We start from the raw sequence: 18,712 nt of genomic DNA, 5'->3' as shown, positions 1-18,712 counted from the left end.
CTTGTTGTGTCATCGCAACAAAGGTTATATGAAATAGATGCATTACGTGGATTAAGTTTGCTAGGTATTATTTTAATGAATATATTAGTTTTTAGTTTTCCGTATGAGGAAAGTTTATTGTCTGATGTTGTACAGGGAACTGACGCTATTTTATTACACGGAATTACCTTGTTAATTATTAGTTCATTTTATCCTATTTTTACATTTTTATTTGGTTATGGCTTGAGCATTATGTACGACAATTGTCAGATGAAAGGCATTAACTATTACCCAATAATACTTAGAAGATTAATTTTTCTTATGTTTATGGGTGTGTTACATGGATTTTTTGTGTTTTCAGGAGATATCTTATTTGGGTATGCATTTACAGGTTTAATAGCGGTGTTGTTTATTAAATCTAAAGCCAAGCGTTTAATAAAAGCAGCAATCATCTTGTTTATCCTAAAAATTTTATTGCTAGTTATACCGTTTGCAGTAAATGCTTTAATCAATGATCCATATACCCAGCATAATTTTAGTGGTGTATCCTTATCTAAATTGATAGAAATTAAACAACAAGGACTGTATACAGATTTTCTGAAAATAAATGCACTCGAAAATCTATATAATGTGTTAGATGTAGTAACAGGGACTGCCTATTTTGAACTTCTACCCTATATTCTTTTAGGTATAGCAGCACAAAAATTAAAGTTAGTTGAGAAAATTCAACTACGAAAGCAAAGTGCAATTAAATGGGGGGCTTTATGCCTTATTATAGGTTATATAGTTAAAATGCCTTTTGCACTTGATTTCTCAAATAGTGCATACCAGAATATCAATATTGTTGGTGGCCCAATTGTTGCTGCCGGCTATATATTAATTTTTGTTGCTATGTATCAAAGTACGCGTATGGCACATTTGCTCAAAGTATTCACATATCCAGGTAAATTAAGTTTATCGGTATATTTAACTCAAAGCATTGTTTTATCAATCATATTTTTAGGTATAGGTGGGGGCTTATATAATCAATTACCACTATATCAATCTTATATCATTGCATTACTTGTTTATGCCTTACAATTAGTAGGCTGTTACTATTATTTAAAACATTTTAAAATGGGACCATTTGAATGGCTATGGCGTAAGATCACATATCTTAAATGAATTTAGATAATGCGAATGAATTGTAAAAATTATTAAATGAGTATAGGACATCATTAATGTGTAATATGTTAGTGGGAGTTATAGGGAGAGGCGACGCATGCATAGCTTTTATCTTTATGGTAACGAGTTATCTTTGTAGAGATAGGATGGCAAATCTTTTAAATCAAGTAGACTGCCGTTCTACTCTCATTTTGAAACTTTAAAACTGTTTTTAATGTTTCAAAGGACAAATAATAAGTTGAAGTTGTAATCAAATCAGACATACAACATGAAAAAATGCGTTTTCATTGAGTTCAGGAGAATTTTTGTAAGCGCTAGTTATTTATTTGTTATTTATGGGTAAATATAGTTATAATATGTAATAAGATATAGATGAGGAGCTGATATTGAATGAAATTCCTATCATTCAGACATGAAGGACAGACATCTTATGGTGTGAAAGTTAAACGTGAAGAGGCTGCATGGGACTTAAAAAAAGTTTTTGCAGATTTTGCTGAAGGCGAATTCCACCCGAAAACATTATTAAACGGACTTCAACAAAACCAAGTTGTCGATTTTCAAGAACAAGTTCGTAAAGCTGTTGTTGCAGCAGAAGATAGTGGCAAAGGCGACGACTATAAAGTACAATTTAGCGAAATAGAGTTTTTACCGCCAGTTACGCCAACAAATAATGTGATTGCCTTTGGACGTAATTATCAGGATCATGCTAGTGAGCTAAATCATGAAGTTCAGCGATTATATGTGTTTACAAAAGCTGCTTCGTCATTAACTGGTGATAATAGCACGATACCTAACCATAAAGATATTACTGAACAGTTAGATTACGAAGGTGAACTTGGTATTGTAATCGGTAAATCAGGTGAAAAAATTCCGAAAGGTTTAGCGCTAGATTACGTATATGGTTATACTATTATCAATGATATTACAGACCGTAAAGCTCAAAATGAACAAGACCAAGCATTCTTATCTAAAAGTTTAACTGGTGGTTGCCCAATAGGTCCTTATATTGTGACAAAAGATGAATTACCTACACCAGAAGATGTGAACATTGTTACGAAAGTAAATAATGAAATCCGTCAAGATGGTAATACAGGTCAAATGATTCTTAAAATAGATGAATTGATAGAAGAAATTTCTAAATTTGTGGCACTACATCCAGGTGATATTATTGCTACTGGCACACCAGCGGGCGTGGGTGCAGGTATGAATCCACCTAAATTTTTACAACCAGGTGATGAGATTAAAGTTACCATCGATAACATTGGTACATTAACTAATTTTATTGCTGATAAATAAAAATTATTAAGATAATATAGAGCGCGGGTATACGTATCGAATTTAAAATTTTGATTTGTATCCCGCTCTTTTTACTTCATCTTTAATAGAGTAATATAGAATTCTTTTTGAAAAATGAAGTGATTTTAAGTATGATAAGGTAAGTAATCTTTTGATTTTATAATTAAAAGACTACAATATACTTCTGTTTTATATACTTTTGAAGTGAAAAATGTGTGGGGGTTATATTATATGTTACATATGCATATAGCAAGTTGGGTATTATTAATTATTTTATTTTTTGCAGCTTACTTTAACTTTTCGGAAAAACAAGGTGCTTCACCTTATTTTAAACCAATTCATATGGTTTTAAGATTATTTATGTTACTTGTGTTAATTTCAGGTTTTTGGGTTTGGATTCAATCATTCTCATCTGATAACGCAGGTGGACATATGTTACTAACATTGAAAATGATTTGCGGTGTAGCAGTTGTTGCATTGATGGAAGTGACAATTACTAAACGTAAAAAAGGTCAACCAAGTCATAGTTTATTATGGACTACTATTGTAGTTATCATCTTGACTATCATTATTGGTATTATTTTACCGATGGGGCCAATTACGCAAATGTTTGGTTTGTAAGTTATATAAAAGAGGCTACGACTTCATTGTCATAGCCTCTTTTGTTGTTTTGGTGACAGATAAATATATTTAAATTAAAAGGTATTATAGTGTGAGACAACAAACGTTAACATAGTATATTAAAATTGCGCTGAAAATTTTCCATTTAATCTATAGAAATGTATCAATATGTGGCTCTAACAGATGCCATAGTTCAGTACTTAACTCATCAATAGAGCAGGGTCTAGAGTGCGCTATCCACCATATAATAACACCTACTATTGCCGAACCTAAAAATTGTAACGCTATTTCATTATCTTTTTGTTTTATGTTTTGCATAAATTTTTCAGAAAGTGTTTGTCTTAATATATTTAAATCAGATTTTTGTATTAATTGTTTTAAGATAAAATATTGTTTATCTATAGCTATGAGTATTTCACGCATATTTGCTTTACCATCTTGTTGAAGGTTCATCGTACTTTCGCATTTTTCAATTGCTTCAGCTAAGATAAAATCTAATGATTGGTTAAGTATGTCGTATTTATCTAAAAAGTTTAAGTAAATCGTTCCTCTATTGATATTAGAAACTTCAGCGATATCTTTCATAGATATTTTAGCAATGTCCTTTTTTTGCATTAGCATTATAAAATTTTCGATAATAAGTTGACGTGATTTTTCTTTTCTTTTATCCATAACGATACCTCATTTATCAACGATTTTTGAAATCTGTGCAATAAGCATCAATATACTTATTTTGTTTATTGAGTTTAACTTTTTATAATGATAAGTTCAAGTTAATGAACAAATGTTCATTAAAAAGGAGGACGCATATGAATATTCTTATTTATGGCGCTGGAGTACAAGGGCAATATTTAGCACATGTATTAAATCAACCTGAAAATAACATAACATTATTAGCTAGAGGTCAAAATTATAAACGCTTAAATAACAGAGGCGTTGTGTTGAATCATTATTTACAAAATAAAAGAACTACGGATCACTTTAACTATGTAAGCAATTTAGATAAGCATGATAACTATGATATTATCTTTGTAACATTGAAGTATTCAGATTTTTACTCAGTTGTACCTTCATTAGCTCAAAATATAAGTACCAATATTATTTTTATAGGTAATAACACTGATCCTCATAAGCTTCGTCAAACAGTACTTCGCCAATCAATCACACATAAAAATATATCTTTTGGTTTTTTAATGACTGGAGGAAATAGAGGGGAGAGTGCCACAACTGTTATTCGATTTAATGCAGGGGAATTAAAAGTAAGTCATCTTAATGGAGTAATCCCATTCCATAATAAACTTGATGCAATTTTTAAAAATGCATCTATTAAATTAACTTATGAAACAAGGTTCGAAGATTGGTTAATGTCACATGCCGCAATGATAATACCTCTAAATGCAGGGATATCGTTGAAACATAAATATAAAGAAAATCAAAAACAACTTCTTAGTAATATGATTAAGTCATATAATGAATTACATTCACTAATTGAACATAGTAACTATAACATTGTCCCAAAATTACAGTCGACGCTTTTTAAGAATTTTAAATGGCTTGCTTACCCACTATTAAAATTAATTATTAATATCAAAATAATGAATCAAATTCAAGGTTCAAATTCAGAAGTTAATGCTTTATACAAAGATATAAAATTGTTAAATAAACAAACAGCGTTAACAACAAATTATTTAGATGAAATGATTATAGAATTAAGGTAATAAAGTTTAACTATATTATAATCAATTTCTTTTGATATAAATAAGAAGATTATTCATAAGTATAGTTGTTAAAAGTGTAGTTAAGTTAATACGAAAATTTCTATAAAAAGAAAAATTTTTTTAGAATTATTCTGCTTTATAGCAAGCCTAAAAGTTAAATTACTAATAAAAAAACGATGATTTCTAGTCAGTATCTGGCTAAAAATCATCGGTTTTTTGTTTTCTGTGTTAGTAAAATAAAGTTGGATTTTTTATTTATTTCGAGCTTTATAACCTATCATATTGATGATATCTTTAGGTCTACTATATGGTGGTGCATAAGCAACTTCAAATTCTGTCAGTTCATCAATTGTTAATTTTTGCATCATTGCTATCGATAAGACATCGATACGTTTGTCTACACCTTTTTCTCCAACTGCAGCAGCACGAATAATACGTCTGTTAGCTTTATCAAAATAAACTCGTAAGTGTAATTTTTTATTTCCAGGGTAATATCCCGCATGTTCACCTTGATTAACTTCGACTATGCCATAATCAAAATGTTTTAATTCTTGTGGCGATAAGCCTACACTAGCAAAGGTAAAATCGAAGAATTTTACGATATTTGAGCCTAAAAATCCTTTGAATTTTACTTTAGGATTACCTGCCAATTGTTCAGCAATGATACTTGCACCACGATGTGCTCCCCATGCTAGGGGCACGTGTGCATTTAAGTCAACGTGTCTATAATGTGATGTTATGATATCGCCAAGCGCATATATATTTGGTATATTAGTCTGAAATTGGTCATTAACAGGGATATAACCTTTGTCGTCTAAAGTGATGTTCGATGATTTAATAAACTCTGAATTTGGTTTTACACCTACACCTTCAATAATTAAATCAAATGTTTCTGCTTTACCAGAGGAGAAATATACTTTCTTACCATCTACTTTTGTTATTTCTTCATTAAAGCGATAAGTGATTTGACGTTTATCCATTTCATCAATAATAGCTTGGTTCATATCTTGATCCATCAATTTGTTAATGTGAGTTGAGCGATGGATTAGCGTAGGCGTGATACCGCGTTCATAAAGGTTGTCTAAAATTTCTAAGCCTATATAACCCGAACCTACAACAAGTGCTTTTTTTACATTTTGTTGTTCAATAAAAGCTTCAATTGCATCTGTATCTTCCATATTTCTTAAAGTAAATGCTATAGGACTATTTAAGTTCAACGAATTTGCACTACATCCAGGACTTAATATTAAAGTATCATAGTGTTCTTCAAACGAAGTATCATGCACGTGATCATAGACTGTAATTGTTTGTGAATCATCATTTATAGATGTCACTTCATGATACGTTTTTACTATTATATTTTTAGAATCATAAAAAGCTTCTGGCGTTGCTTCAAGTACTTTGTCGCGTGAATCAACGACATTGCCTAAATAGTAAGGTAACGCACAGTTAGCGAAACTCATGTCACGATCTTTTTCGAAAACAACAATTTCGCTTTCTTGATCCAATCTTCTTATTTGACTAGCTACAGTTGCGCCTCCAGCAACTGCACCAACGACTACAATTTTATTCATACTGAATGGCCTCCTCAAATTAAAATCGCAAATTAAATTTGAGATTTTATAGTTTCTTCATAAGGCATATTTAATTGGAAATAATCATTTAAATATCGTCCAATACCATCTTCATTATTAGAATATGTAACTTGGTTTGCGACGTGTTTAAGTTCGTCCAATCCATTGTCCATGGCAATACCGTATTTAGCATATTTAATCATTTCTAAATCATTATCTTCATCACCGAACGCGATAATATGATTTCTGTCGATACCTAAATGAGTCTTTACGTAATCTATACCGCGCGCCTTGCTAATTCCTTGTTTAACAATTTCAATGACCGGGAATGGTGATCCCCATCTACGGTGCTCTATGTTTTCTGCGTAAAAGCGTGTTAACATTTGTTTGACTCTAGGAATCATGAATTCTTCTGCTTCAACTAAAATAGATGTAGGGGATTCAGTTAATAAAGTGAGTAAATCTCCAGTTTCTACTTTTGGATTGCCCATTGAAAATCCATCGAATAATCTTTGATCATAGTTATTAATAAACACGTAGTCTTTGACTTCTGCAATGATATTAGATACACCATAATCATTTAAACTTTTTATTATATTTTTAGATAAATCTAAATCTAATACATCATGTTTTATTTCAAATTGATCATCTTTGGGATGATGTACGAATGCACCATTAAAGTTCACAACTGGCGTATCCATATTCAATTCATGGTAATAAATTTGGCTAGCTCTATATGGTCTACCAGTGGCAATCATTAATTTATGTCCTTGTTTTTGTAATTGAGTTAATACTTCTTTTGTATAAGGTGTGATTTCTTTTTCATCATTTAAAAGTGTTCCGTCTAAATCTAGACAAATTAAATAAGGTTCCATTGAATTCTCCTTAATGTTTAATAATTGACGTATGAATATCATAGCATTTTATTGGCGTTTTGTAAGATATTTGATATATTGTTAGTATGATTAATTACGAAGAGGTGAAATGTATGGATGAAGGATTAAAAGATAGCATATTGAATGCTTTAGAAATGGTTATTGACCCTGAGTTAGGTATCGATATCGTCAACTTAGGTTTAATATATAATGTAGATGTAGATGACGAAGGCTTATGTACTGTAGAAATGACATTGACATCTATGGGTTGTCCAATGGGACCTCAAATTGTAAACCAAGTTAAAATGGTGTTAGCAGAAATTCCAGAGATTTCAGATACAGAAGTAAATATTGTTTGGAGTCCACCATGGGGCAAAGAAATGATGTCTCGTTATGCTAAAATCGCTTTAGGTATCGGTTAAGCCAAATTAAAATAGTAATTATAAAATAGTCTAATGTACTTAATGTACATTGGGCTATTTTTTTAGCTAATATTCTTAAAATTCAGGGTATTTAAAAACATATTTTTTCTGTAGTGCAATTCATTAAAATGATTGCAGTTATATTACAGAAGTATTACAATGGTTGAGTGAATGATAAGGAATAATAGTAAAATATTTTATTTTGGGGATGAAAGAATGAATAGAAATGAACAATAATTTAAATAAGCATAAGCAGTTAAAGTATAGTACGCGCTATATGCCAGGTTTAGATGGATTGCGAGCAATCGCGGTCATAGGTATTATAATCTATCATTTAAACAAACAGTGGTTGACTGGTGGCTTTTTAGGTGTAGATACATTCTTTGTGATTTCCGGTTATTTGATAACTAGCTTATTACTTTTTGAATATGAGTCCACAGGTATTATTAATTTAAAACAATTTTGGTTAAGGCGAATTAAAAGGTTAATTCCAGCCATGTTGGTACTTGTGATGGTTGTAACGGTAGCAACTTTAATATTTAAACCTGCTGAAATTGTAAATATTAAACAAGATGCCTTTGCAGCTATTTTTTATGTGTCTAATTGGTGGTACATAGCAACAGATGTTAATTATTTCGAACAGTTTGCTTTTATGCCGTTAAAACATTTATGGTCACTTGCAATTGAAGAACAATTCTATATTATTTTTCCTATCGTCTTTATTTTATTACTGCTCATAATAAAGAAATATCGAAATGTAACTTTAATACTTTGGATAATCTCATTAGTTTCTTTATTAACAATGATTATTATTGGCCAAGCACAAACTGGTCATTCACGGGTTTACTTTGGTACTGACACACGGTTACAGACTATGTTATTAGGTGTAATCTTCGCATTTGTTTGGCCTCCGTTTAAATTAAAGAAAAATCCAAACCATATATTGAGAACTATCATTGATAGTATAGGCGTTGTTGGCATCGCACTATTGTTAATGCTTTTCTTTATAGTGAACGATGATAGTAATTGGATATATAATGGTGGTTTTTATTTAATTTCAGGATTGACGTTATTTGTAATTATGAGTGCAGTACATCCTTCCGGCTATTTTGCTAAAATATTAGGTAATCCGTTATTTATATACATAGGGAAACGTTCTTATAGTTTATATTTATGGCATTTCCCTGTAATTAGCTTTATACATTCATATTATGTAGATGGGCAATTACCTGTTTATGTTTATGTTGTTGATATTATTTTAACTATTATTTTGTCAGAAATGTCCTATCGTTATATAGAGACGCCGTTTAGAAAACGGGGGATGCAAGTATTTAGTATCTCACGTGTAAATAAACAGGCAGTAATTAGATTAATCGTGTTAATTCTATTTTTAATATCTACCATATTTGTCTTTGCAGGGAGCTTTGACAAACTAGGTAAAAATGATATAAACGATAAAGCAACGTCATACAATACGGATAACATAGATAAATATTTAGTCAGACCTATTCCGGTGGATGACGTTAACTTCTTAGGTGACTCTGACTTTAAAAAAGATAAAGATAATGAAGTATATGCAGATTTAAAACCATTACTAATTGGAGATTCTGTAATGGTTGATATTGGAGAAACCTTTAAAATGCAAGTACCTCATGCTAATATTGATGGCCAAGTTGGTAGGAATTTATATGAAGCCATACCATTAGTGGATCAAAAATATCAAAATTATAATCAAAAATCAGATCAAGTTATTTTAGAATTGGGAACAAATGGAGACTTTTCCGAAGAACAATTAAATGAATTAATTAAAAAATTCGGTGAAGCTCAAGTGTATTTAGTAAATACACGAGTACCTAGGAGTTATGAAAGTCACGTTAATGAATTGATGGCGGATGCTGCCAAAAAACATGACAATGTTACTTTAATCGATTGGCATAAACGTTCTGAAGGTCATTCAGAATATTTTGCACCTGATGGTATACATTTAGAAAATGCAGGTATTAAAGCAATGACAGATGAAATATTAAAACATATTGCCAAAAAATCTAAATAGATTAAAAAACATAATAATGTTTGAAGTTCTTTAATAATCAATTTATCAGTATCGTCTAATGTCAGTGTAGCAGTATAGCTAACGTTTGAAGGTAAGGATACTGGTTCACGATTTAACTGCGTTAGGCCTAATGGAAAACATATAAGATTCTTATTAATGATGCTTTTAAAGTTTAAAGATAACAAAACTGTGAAAAAAGCGTGCATGTAGACGTTAACGATGTTACAAATCAAATTAAAGTTTAAAACTAAAAAAGGTATGCTAAGAGAGCAATTGCTTTCTTAGCATACCTTTTTAAATTAATTATTTTAAGGAGGACGCACATTGACTTCGTTAATATTAACATGCTTTGATTAAGAAATAGCATAGGATACAGCATTAGCAATATCTTTAGGATCTAATTTTTTCTGTTTTCTTCGAAGGGGCTTCTCGATCTGAGTTCTATTTCCACCATACCTGGTGATATATTTCTTACACATACACCTATATGAGCTAGTTCTTTTTCTAAAACTATAGAAATAGCGTGCGCAGAGAATTTTGTAGCACCATAAACAGATAAATGTTCAATAACTTCAAATCCTGAATCGGAAGAAATATTGACGATATGACTTTTTGATTATTGACCATATTTCTGGCTATCGAATTTACACCGTAAAGCAAACCTTTAATATTTATATCAATCATATACTGAACGATCTAAGATCCTACTAGAACCCATTTTTTCTGCGTTATTAACAAGAACATCAACTGTTTCAAAATACGTTTCGGCTTGTTTAACTACAAACTCTATTTCTTTTTTATTAGATATAATTTGCTTGTGTCGTGAGTAATGTAGCGTCGTTATTTAATTCGGAAGCTAAACTATTTAATTTATTTTGGTTTCTAGCTACAGATACAATATTCATATTTGTAGTAATTTCTTTGTGATGATTTTACCTATACCACTTGTCGCACCTATCACTAATATAGTCTTATACATTGAATTTTGATTCATATGATAATCTTCTTTAGTAAACAATATAAGAGGTTCTATTTTCCTCTATAAATATAGTATTAATCATAATAAGATTCATTAATCTATATTTAATACTAATATTTTCTATCTTCTTTGTTAATCGGGTAATCATTTGCGCTCATATCTCTTCTAGTCATGAGGCCATTTTTATTAAATTCCCAATGTTCATTGCCATGTGTACGCATCCATTGATTTGATTCTGCATCTCGCCATTCGTATTCAAAACGAACAGAAATAAGATTATCTGTGTAACACCATAATTCTTTCATTAATTTATAATCAAGTTCTTTATTCCATTTTTTATATAAAAAAGATTTGATTGCTTCGCGTCCTTCAAAAAACTCAGTACGATTTCTCCATTTTGAGTCTTCCGTATAAGCAAGACAAACTTTTTCTGGATTTCTTGTATTCCATGCATCTTGAGCTATCTTTACTTTTTCCAACGCTGTCTGCTTATTGAAAGGCGGTATTGGTTTTTTAATTTCTTGTTCCATGTAAGCACACTCCCTTATAATGTCTATTTACAATAATCGTAACATAATCCTAAGTGCTGTCATTGTATTTACTTTGTTAATCAAAGTGAAAGTGCTAGTTGAATTTGATTATTTATTGATAATAGATGTATGTTTTATTCTATGTTAAACAGGCAAAGTATACGGTGTAGTAAGCTTTTAAGTCTTATGAAAAGAATATAAAAAAGAGTCCTTTATTATTGATTAATTTAATAAGAAGTATTATAATATAGTTAAGGTCAAAGAAAGTCAAAGTCAAACTTTGGGACGCTTGATCAAATACTAAATGGTGAGGTGAATCATTTTGGATATTAATCAAATGACCTATGCTGTTCAAGGCGCTTTACAAAAAGCTGTTGAATTAGCAAAATCAAATGAAAACCAAAATATAGAAATTGAAGCTGTGTTAAAAGCAGCGCTTGAAGAAAACGAAAGTTTATTTAAAAGTGTGCTAGAGAGAGCTCACATTGATACTGAACATTTAAATCATGCATATACGAACAAATTGAAAAACTATCCAACCGTACAAGGAGATAACGTTCAATACGGACAATATATTAGTCAAAAAGCAAATGAATTATTCAATAGTGCAGAATCATATATGAAATCATATGAAGATGAATACATTTCAATGGAACATATCATATTAGCTGCAATGGACATTGATGATACGACAAAACAATATGTAGATAATAAAAAAGAAGTTATCGTAGAAATTATTAAAAAAATAAGAGGGGGAAATCATGTGACAACACAAAATCCAGAAGCAAATTATGAAGCTTTAGAAAAATATGGTAGAGACTTAGTAGAAGAAGTACGTCAAGGTAATATGGATCCAGTGATTGGTCGTGACGAAGAAATAAGAAATACCGTAAGAATTTTAAGTAGAAAAACAAAAAACAATCCCGTGTTAATCGGTGAACCAGGTGTCGGTAAAACAGCTATTGTTGAAGGCTTAGCGCAGAGAATTGTTAGAAAAGACGTACCTGAGTCGTTATTAGATAAGACGATTTTTGAATTAGACTTAAGTGCACTTGTTGCAGGTGCAAAATATCGCGGGGAATTTGAAGAGCGATTAAAAGCAGTCTTGAAAGAAGTGAAAGATTCAGACGGTAGAATCATACTATTCATAGATGAAATTCACATGCTTGTTGGCGCTGGTAAAACAGAAGGTGCAATGGATGCCGGAAATATGTTGAAACCAATGCTTGCTAGAGGTGAATTGCACTGTATTGGAGCTACAACATTAAATGAATATAGAGAATATATTGAAAAAGATTCAGCTTTAGAACGTCGTTTCCAAAAGGTAAGTGTATCGGAACCAGATGTAGAAGACACAATTTCAATTTTACGTGGTTTGAAAGAACGTTATGAAGTTTATCATGGTGTACGTATACAAGATAAAGCATTAGTAGCTGCTGCAGAGCTTTCAGATCGTTATATCACAGATCGCTTTTTACCAGATAAAGCAATCGACTTAGTAGACCAAGCATGTGCGACAATTAGAACAGAAATGGGTTCTAATCCAACGGAATTAGACCAAGTTAATCGTCGTGTAATGCAATTAGAAATCGAAGAAAGCGCATTAAAAAATGAATCAGATAATGCAAGTAAACAGCGTTTGCAAGAGTTACAACAAGAATTATCTAATGAAAAAGAAAAACAAAATGCAATTCAATCTCGTGTAGAGGAAGAGAAAGAAAAAATTGCTAAATTACAAGAAAAACGTACGGAATTAGATGAAAACAGAAAAGCATTAGAAGATGCTGAAAATAATTACAACTTAGAAAGAGCAGCTGAACTACAACATGGTACAATTCCAGAATTAGAAAAAGAATTACGCGAGTTAGAAGATGCATTCCAAAATGAACAAAATGGAGATAATGAACGTATTATTCGTGAAATAGTTTCTGATGAAGAAATTGGAGTTATTGTTAGTTCGTGGACAGGTATTCCAGTTTCAAAACTTGTAGAAACTGAAAGAGAGAAACTGTTGAACCTTTCAGAGATACTACATGAACGTGTTGTAGGACAAGATAAAGCAGTAGATTTAGTTTCTGATGCGGTTGTTAGAGCGCGCGCAGGTATCAAAGATCCTAACAGACCTATTGGTAGTTTCTTATTCTTAGGTCCTACAGGTGTCGGTAAAACAGAATTAGCTAAATCATTAGCATCAACGTTATTTGATTCTGAGAAACATATGATTCGCATTGATATGAGTGAGTATATGGAAAAACATTCTGTCTCTCGTTTGATTGGTGCACCTCCAGGTTATGTAGGCCATGACGAAGGTGGACAATTAACTGAATCAGTTCGCCGTAATCCATATTCTGTAATTCTATTAGATGAAATTGAAAAAGCACACAGTGATGTATTTAACGTATTGTTACAAATACTCGAAGAAGGTCGCTTGACGGATTCTAAAGGACGTGAAGTAGACTTTAAAAATACAATTATCATTATGACTAGCAACATAGGTTCGCAAATTTTATTAGAAAATGTTAAAGATTCAGGTGTGATAACTGAAACAACAGAAAAAGCTGTGATGAACAGTTTAAACCAATATTTTAAACCTGAAATTATTAACCGTATGGATGACATTGTTTTATTCAAACCGTTATCTATTAATGATATGAGTTTAATTGTTGATAAATTATTAACAGAGTTAAATATTAGATTAATGGGACAACGTATTTCAATCAATGTATCAGATGAAGCGAAAGCTTGGTTAGGGGAAGAAGCTTATGAACCACAGTTCGGTGCAAGACCATTGAAACGTTTCATTCAAAGACAAATTGAAACACCATTAGCACGCAAAATGATAAGAGAAAACTTACCTGAAGGTACAACGATCGATATTGCATTGACTGATGATGGTTTAACATTTTCTGAAAATAAACCTGAAATAGTTTAATAAATACTATTAATATAGAAAGCAATTTCACTAATTAAACTAATTTAGTTGGGGACGCGTTATAGAAAGCAAAGTAATCATTTGTTTTCTGACTCGTCCCTTTTATTATAAAAAAACAAGTCCAAGACATTTATATGCCTTGGACTTGTTTAATGATATAGTTATCTTTGACGGGGTGAGACAATGGAATGATCCGATTGCTATCTTACACCGTATTTAGTGTTGTTCTTTGGTATCATGCTTTTTAGGTTTAATCACCATATCTAATAAAACGATAATAATTGTAAAAGCAATTGCTCCAAAAATCGGTGTTACATAGTTAAGTGCACCGCCACCATTCAAACTATTAAGTACGAAATTAATCATTTGTAATAAGATAATAGACCAAAATAAAACTGCGAGGTATTTCATTATGTAATGCCTCCAATATAATATATATATCTTCATTATAAATAATTAAGTGTAGTTTGTATAGAGAGAAGTAATATTTAAAATTTCGATGTGTTGTTCTTGTATTTGAAATGTGTATTATGTTAAATTAATACCTGGTATTAAAAGTTTAATTCAAAGGAAAATTAAAATTAAGATTAAGAAGGTGTACAACCATGGATGTGGGTATTAAAGGTTTTGGTGCATACGCACCTGAAAAAGTTGTTGAAAATACCTATTTTGAATCATTTTTAGAAACTTCAGATGAGTGGATTTCACAAATGACTGGTATTAAAGAGCGTAGATGGGCAGATGAAAACGAAGAAACTTCTGACATGGCTTATCAAGCGAGCTTAAAAGCAATCGAAGATGCAGGGATTGAAGCTTCAGAAATTGACATGATTATTGTAGCGACATCGACAGGTGATTTTCCTTTCCCAACAGTCGCTAATATTTTACAAGAAAAATTAGGCGTTGGGAAAGTTGCTTCCATGGATCAACTTGCAGCATGTAGTGGTTTTATGTATGCAATGATTAATGCAAAACAATTTGTACAATCTGGTGATTATAAAAATATATTAGTTGTCGGCGTAGATAAATTGTCTAAAATTACTGACTTTACAGATCGTTCAACAGCTATTTTATTTGGAGACGGTGCTGGGGCAGTAGTTATTAGTGAGGTATCAGAAGGACGTGGAATTTTAAGCTATGAACTAGGTTCAGACGGCTCAGGAGCAAAACATTTATTTTTAAACCCAGAAAATGGCAAAATATTTATGAACGGTCGTGAAGTATTTAAATTTGCTGTAAGAATCATGGGTGAAGCGTCAACAAACGCAGTGGCTAAAGCAAATTTAACTCCGGATGACGTTGATATGTTTGTACCACATCAAGCAAACATTAGAATCATGGAATCTGCTAGAGAACGTTTGGGTATACCAAAAGAAAAAATGAGTGTTTCTGTAGATAGATTCGGAAACACGTCAGCAGCATCTATTCCATTAAGTATCGGCCAAGAATTAGAAAAAGGCAAAATTAAAGATGACGATGTCCTTGTATTAGTTGGTTTTGGTGGCGGCTTAACATGGGGCGCTGTCACACTAAGATGGGGAAAATAGGAGGATAAATTATGAGCAAAGAACAGCGTGTTGTAATAACAGGAATTGGCGCATTATCACCTCTAGGCAACGATGCTAAATCATCGTGGGATAACGCGTTGAAAGGTGTTAATGGTATTGAGAATATTACAAGACTAGACACAACAGATTACAGTGTTCATTTAGCTGGAGAACTGAAAGATTTTAATATAGAAGACCATATTCCGAAAAAAGAAGCACGTAGAATGGATCGTTTTACTCAATATGCGGTAGTAGCTGCTAGAGAAGCGGTTCAAGATGCTAAACTTGAAATTAACGAGAACACTGCTAACAGAATTGGAGTATGGATTGGTTCAGGAATTGGCGGTATGGAAACATTTGAAATTTCTCATAGCCAATTAATTAACCGTGGCCCAAGAAAAGTGAGTCCGTTTTTTGTACCAATGCTTATACCTGATATGGCAACTGGGCAAGTGTCAATTGATATTGGGGCCAAAGGTCCAAATGGTTCAACAGTAACAGCTTGTGCAACTGGTACAAACTCAATCGGAGAAGCGTTTAAGATTATTCAACGTGGCGATGCAGATGCAATGGTTACAGGTGGGGCGGAAGCGCCAATCACACATATGGCAATTGCAGGATTTAGCGCTAGTCGCGCATTATCTACAAACGATGATAAAGAAACAGCATGTCGTCCTTTCCAAGAAGGTCGTGATGGATTCATCATGGGTGAAGGCGCTGGTATTGTAGTATTAGAGTCTTTAGAATCAGCGCAAGCACGCGGTGCTCAAATTTACGCAGAAGTTGTAGGCTATGGCTCAACGGGTGATGCATATCATATTACTGCTCCAGCACCACAAGGCGAAGGCGGTTCTCGTGCTATGCAAGCTGCTATGGATGATGCTGGTATTGAAGCTAAAGATGTTCAATATCTTAATGCGCATGGAACAAGTACGCCAGTAGGTGACTTAACTGAAATCCAAGCTATAAAAAATACTTTTGGTGAAGCTGCTTCCACATTAAAAGTAAGCTCTACTAAATCAATGACAGGTCATTTACTTGGTGCAACAGGTGGTATTGAGGCAATCTTTTCTGCGCTTTCAATTAGAGATAGCCGTATTGCACCAACAATTAATGCGAACACACCAGATCCAGAATGTGATTTAGATATCGTGCCTAACCAAGCAGAAGATTTAGATATTACTTATGCAATGAGTAACAGTTTAGGTTTCGGTGGACATAATGCAGTCATTGTATTGAAGAAATTTAGTGACTAAAATTGTATAGTATTTTCATACTGTTATATTATATATATTAAAATAAACCAAACGCTATATTTTTAGTGTTTGGTTTATTTTGCGTTCGGATAAATTTAAAGAGCTATACTTTGAAAATTTATTAAAATACTTTAACCTCAATTTGATTTTTTATTCAAAATAGGTAGACCAATACTTAAAAACACTCTTATTAGTGTGAATTCTATTTATTTAAGTTAATAAAATCTTATGAAGTATTTAAATAGTTAAAACATATTTTTAGTGGCAATATTAGCAATTAAAAGTATAATTTATTTAATAATCATCTGTTCACAATATACATTTAATGTATAATAGTAAACATTGATAAAATGAATAAAGGAGGGACATAAGATGAAAAGGTTTTTAACTCTATCCACCACATTAAAAACACGACTTATAGCAGATTTTATATTAATTATTGCAAGTCAAGCGATTTTACCTTTTTTGGCATTATATTTAACTAGTAAAGTGAACGCAGTGTTTGCGGGTATTTTCTTAATTACAAATCTTATTGTAAGTTTCATTGTGTCCTTCATAGGTGGATATATAGGAGATAATTATAATAGGAAGAAAGTGGTAAATTACATTCATTTTCTTTATGCAATTTGTCTCATTATTTTAAGTATAACCGTTACTATGGACGGCATAGGATTAGTTGTTTTTTGTGTGACAGTTTTTATTTTTGAAATTATGTTTGCTGCAAGTGAACCTATTTTTGAGGCAGCGATTATGGATGCAATTTATGAAGAAGTTCGCGAATACGTGTATCAACTAAATTATTGGATGTTTAATATTAGTACAGCAATTGGTATGGTGCTAGGTGCTTTACTCTATTTAGGTCATAAACGATTATTATTTATGATATTTTTCTTAGCAATGCTCATAAGCTGGTACCTTTTTGAGAAATACTATGATGTAGAGCAAATTTATAATAAAAAAGAAGAATTAACATCAAAATTCAAACATTTTATTAATAGTTACCATACTGTTATTAAAGATAAGTACTTTATGATGCTAAATTTAGGCTTTATGTTAGTAATTATGGCAGAGTTAAGTTTAAATTCTTATATTGTGGTTAGATTGAAGTCTGATTTTGAACCTTTAAGCTTTTTTGGTTTTTACATAGATGGAGTAAGAATGTTTACTGTTATTATGATAATCAATACACTTGTTGTAGCTACATTAACTTTTACAGTAAATAGAGTTGTGGAATCAACATCCAAAAGCATTGCATTTATTTTAGGTATTATATTATACACCGTTGGTTATAGTGTGCTGACATCTGCGAGTTCATTTTGGATTTTATGCTTATTCTCAATGATTGCTACATTAGGGGAATTGATATATTCACCTATACAAAACGCACAAAGATTTTTAATGATACCAGATGATAAACGAAGTACATATAATACATTTGGTATGGTTTCGTTTTATGGTGGTAACTTATTAGCACGTTCTGGATTAATTATAGGGGCTTTTGTTTTACCATGGATGATGTCGGTATACGTTGCAATCGTTGTTTTAATAGGGTTTGTATTGTTATATTATGCTTTGTTTTGTAACCCGAATATTGAAACGAAATAATAAAAAAGAGAGCAAGCAATCATTGTTGGCTATAATGATTTAGTAGAATTAATCTGTTTTTAGTGAAGATATAATCATTTTCTGTTCATATAATGCATGAGTCCGAGACAACTAGTTATGTCTCGGACTCATTTTTTGTTTGAATGTTTGGTAGCATTACA

The 18,712-nt window shown here is 31.7% G+C and carries 16 protein-coding genes; 10 read left to right on the top strand and 6 right to left on the bottom strand.

Features of this window, described 5'->3' with window-relative positions; translation table 11 throughout:
* Positions 1 to 6 precede the first annotated feature (6 nt).
* The 3 genes from D9V42_RS04810 (at position 7) to D9V42_RS04800 (ending at position 3,060) form a co-directional block, all read left to right on the top strand.
* The gene (locus D9V42_RS04810; RefSeq protein WP_122063446.1) at positions 7 to 1,143 is read left to right on the top strand and encodes a DUF418 domain-containing protein; all 1,137 of its coding nucleotides are present in this window, start codon (positions 7 to 9) and stop codon (positions 1,141 to 1,143) included.
* A gap of 390 nt (positions 1,144 to 1,533) precedes the next feature.
* Positions 1,534 to 2,439 carry a fumarylacetoacetate hydrolase family protein gene (locus D9V42_RS04805; protein WP_107530108.1) on the top strand — a complete coding sequence of 302 codons (906 nt, stop codon included), beginning with the start codon at positions 1,534 to 1,536 and terminating at the stop codon, positions 2,437 to 2,439.
* Positions 2,440 to 2,670: 231 nt separating this feature from the next.
* Positions 2,671 to 3,060: a YisL family protein gene (locus D9V42_RS04800; protein WP_107555674.1), complete on the top strand. Its 390-nt coding sequence runs from the start codon at positions 2,671 to 2,673 to the stop codon at positions 3,058 to 3,060.
* A 150-nt stretch (positions 3,061 to 3,210) separates the two neighbouring features.
* Here D9V42_RS04800 and D9V42_RS04795 read toward each other — a convergent pair whose 3' ends face one another.
* Positions 3,211 to 3,732, bottom strand: coding sequence for a TetR/AcrR family transcriptional regulator (locus tag D9V42_RS04795; protein ID WP_122063444.1), 522 nt, complete (start codon positions 3,730 to 3,732; stop codon positions 3,211 to 3,213).
* 137 nt (positions 3,733 to 3,869) lie between these two features.
* Here D9V42_RS04795 and D9V42_RS04790 point away from each other — a divergent pair, with 137 nt between their 5' ends.
* A complete protein-coding gene (locus tag D9V42_RS04790) occupies positions 3,870 to 4,778 on the top strand; it encodes a ketopantoate reductase family protein (RefSeq protein WP_122063442.1) in 909 nt (302 codons plus the stop codon).
* 251 nt (positions 4,779 to 5,029) lie between these two features.
* Here D9V42_RS04790 and D9V42_RS04785 read toward each other — a convergent pair whose 3' ends face one another.
* Both D9V42_RS04785 and D9V42_RS04780 read right to left on the bottom strand, forming a co-directional pair.
* Positions 5,030 to 6,352 carry a CoA-disulfide reductase gene (locus tag D9V42_RS04785; protein ID WP_107555430.1) on the bottom strand — a complete coding sequence of 441 codons (1,323 nt, stop codon included), beginning with the start codon at positions 6,350 to 6,352 and terminating at the stop codon, positions 5,030 to 5,032.
* 32 nt (positions 6,353 to 6,384) lie between these two features.
* Positions 6,385 to 7,227 (bottom strand): Cof-type HAD-IIB family hydrolase, encoded by an 843-nt coding sequence (locus D9V42_RS04780; protein ID WP_122063440.1) that lies wholly within the window; start codon positions 7,225 to 7,227, stop codon positions 6,385 to 6,387.
* Positions 7,228 to 7,340: 113 nt separating this feature from the next.
* On the opposite strand from D9V42_RS04780, the gene D9V42_RS04775 reads away from it, so the two are divergent.
* Positions 7,341 to 7,649, top strand: a complete 309-nt coding sequence (locus tag D9V42_RS04775; RefSeq protein ID WP_017722322.1) for a metal-sulfur cluster assembly factor — start codon at positions 7,341 to 7,343, stop codon at positions 7,647 to 7,649.
* A 226-nt stretch (positions 7,650 to 7,875) separates the two neighbouring features.
* On the top strand, positions 7,876 to 9,702 hold the full coding sequence (locus tag D9V42_RS04770) for an acyltransferase family protein (RefSeq protein WP_107555432.1): 1,827 nt from the start codon (positions 7,876 to 7,878) through the stop codon (positions 9,700 to 9,702).
* 397 nt (positions 9,703 to 10,099) lie between these two features.
* Here D9V42_RS04770 and D9V42_RS15690 read toward each other — a convergent pair whose 3' ends face one another.
* Both D9V42_RS15690 and D9V42_RS04760 read right to left on the bottom strand, forming a co-directional pair.
* A complete protein-coding gene (locus D9V42_RS15690; RefSeq protein WP_425275807.1) occupies positions 10,100 to 10,270 on the bottom strand; it encodes an SDR family NAD(P)-dependent oxidoreductase in 171 nt (56 codons plus the stop codon).
* A gap of 521 nt (positions 10,271 to 10,791) precedes the next feature.
* A complete protein-coding gene (locus D9V42_RS04760) occupies positions 10,792 to 11,211 on the bottom strand; it encodes a nuclear transport factor 2 family protein (RefSeq protein WP_107555433.1) in 420 nt (139 codons plus the stop codon).
* A gap of 322 nt (positions 11,212 to 11,533) precedes the next feature.
* On the opposite strand from D9V42_RS04760, the gene clpB reads away from it, so the two are divergent.
* Complete coding sequence (gene clpB / locus D9V42_RS04755) at positions 11,534 to 14,143, top strand: ATP-dependent chaperone ClpB (protein WP_122063438.1); 2,610 nt, start codon at positions 11,534 to 11,536, stop codon at positions 14,141 to 14,143.
* A gap of 216 nt (positions 14,144 to 14,359) precedes the next feature.
* Here the strand turns inward: clpB and D9V42_RS04750 are convergent, their stop codons facing one another.
* Positions 14,360 to 14,554 carry a YjzD family protein gene (locus D9V42_RS04750; protein ID WP_107555435.1) on the bottom strand — a complete coding sequence of 65 codons (195 nt, stop codon included), beginning with the start codon at positions 14,552 to 14,554 and terminating at the stop codon, positions 14,360 to 14,362.
* A gap of 194 nt (positions 14,555 to 14,748) precedes the next feature.
* Between D9V42_RS04750 and D9V42_RS04745 the strand changes: the two genes are divergently transcribed.
* From D9V42_RS04745 to D9V42_RS04735, 3 genes are all read left to right on the top strand, one after another.
* Positions 14,749 to 15,690, top strand: coding sequence for a beta-ketoacyl-ACP synthase III (locus D9V42_RS04745; protein WP_107555436.1), 942 nt, complete (start codon positions 14,749 to 14,751; stop codon positions 15,688 to 15,690).
* Positions 15,691 to 15,701: 11 nt separating this feature from the next.
* Entirely contained in the window at positions 15,702 to 16,946 is a 1,245-nt protein-coding gene (fabF, locus tag D9V42_RS04740; protein WP_122063436.1) for a beta-ketoacyl-ACP synthase II, read from the top strand.
* 372 nt (positions 16,947 to 17,318) lie between these two features.
* Entirely contained in the window at positions 17,319 to 18,551 is a 1,233-nt protein-coding gene (locus D9V42_RS04735) for an MFS transporter (RefSeq protein ID WP_122063434.1), read from the top strand.
* Positions 18,552 to 18,712: the final 161 nt, after the last annotated feature.

This window comes from Staphylococcus pseudoxylosus (assembly GCF_003697915.1).
Classification (GTDB): Bacteria; Bacillota; Bacilli; order Staphylococcales; family Staphylococcaceae; genus Staphylococcus; species Staphylococcus pseudoxylosus.
This window is presented reverse-complemented; position numbering and strand designations above follow the sequence as displayed.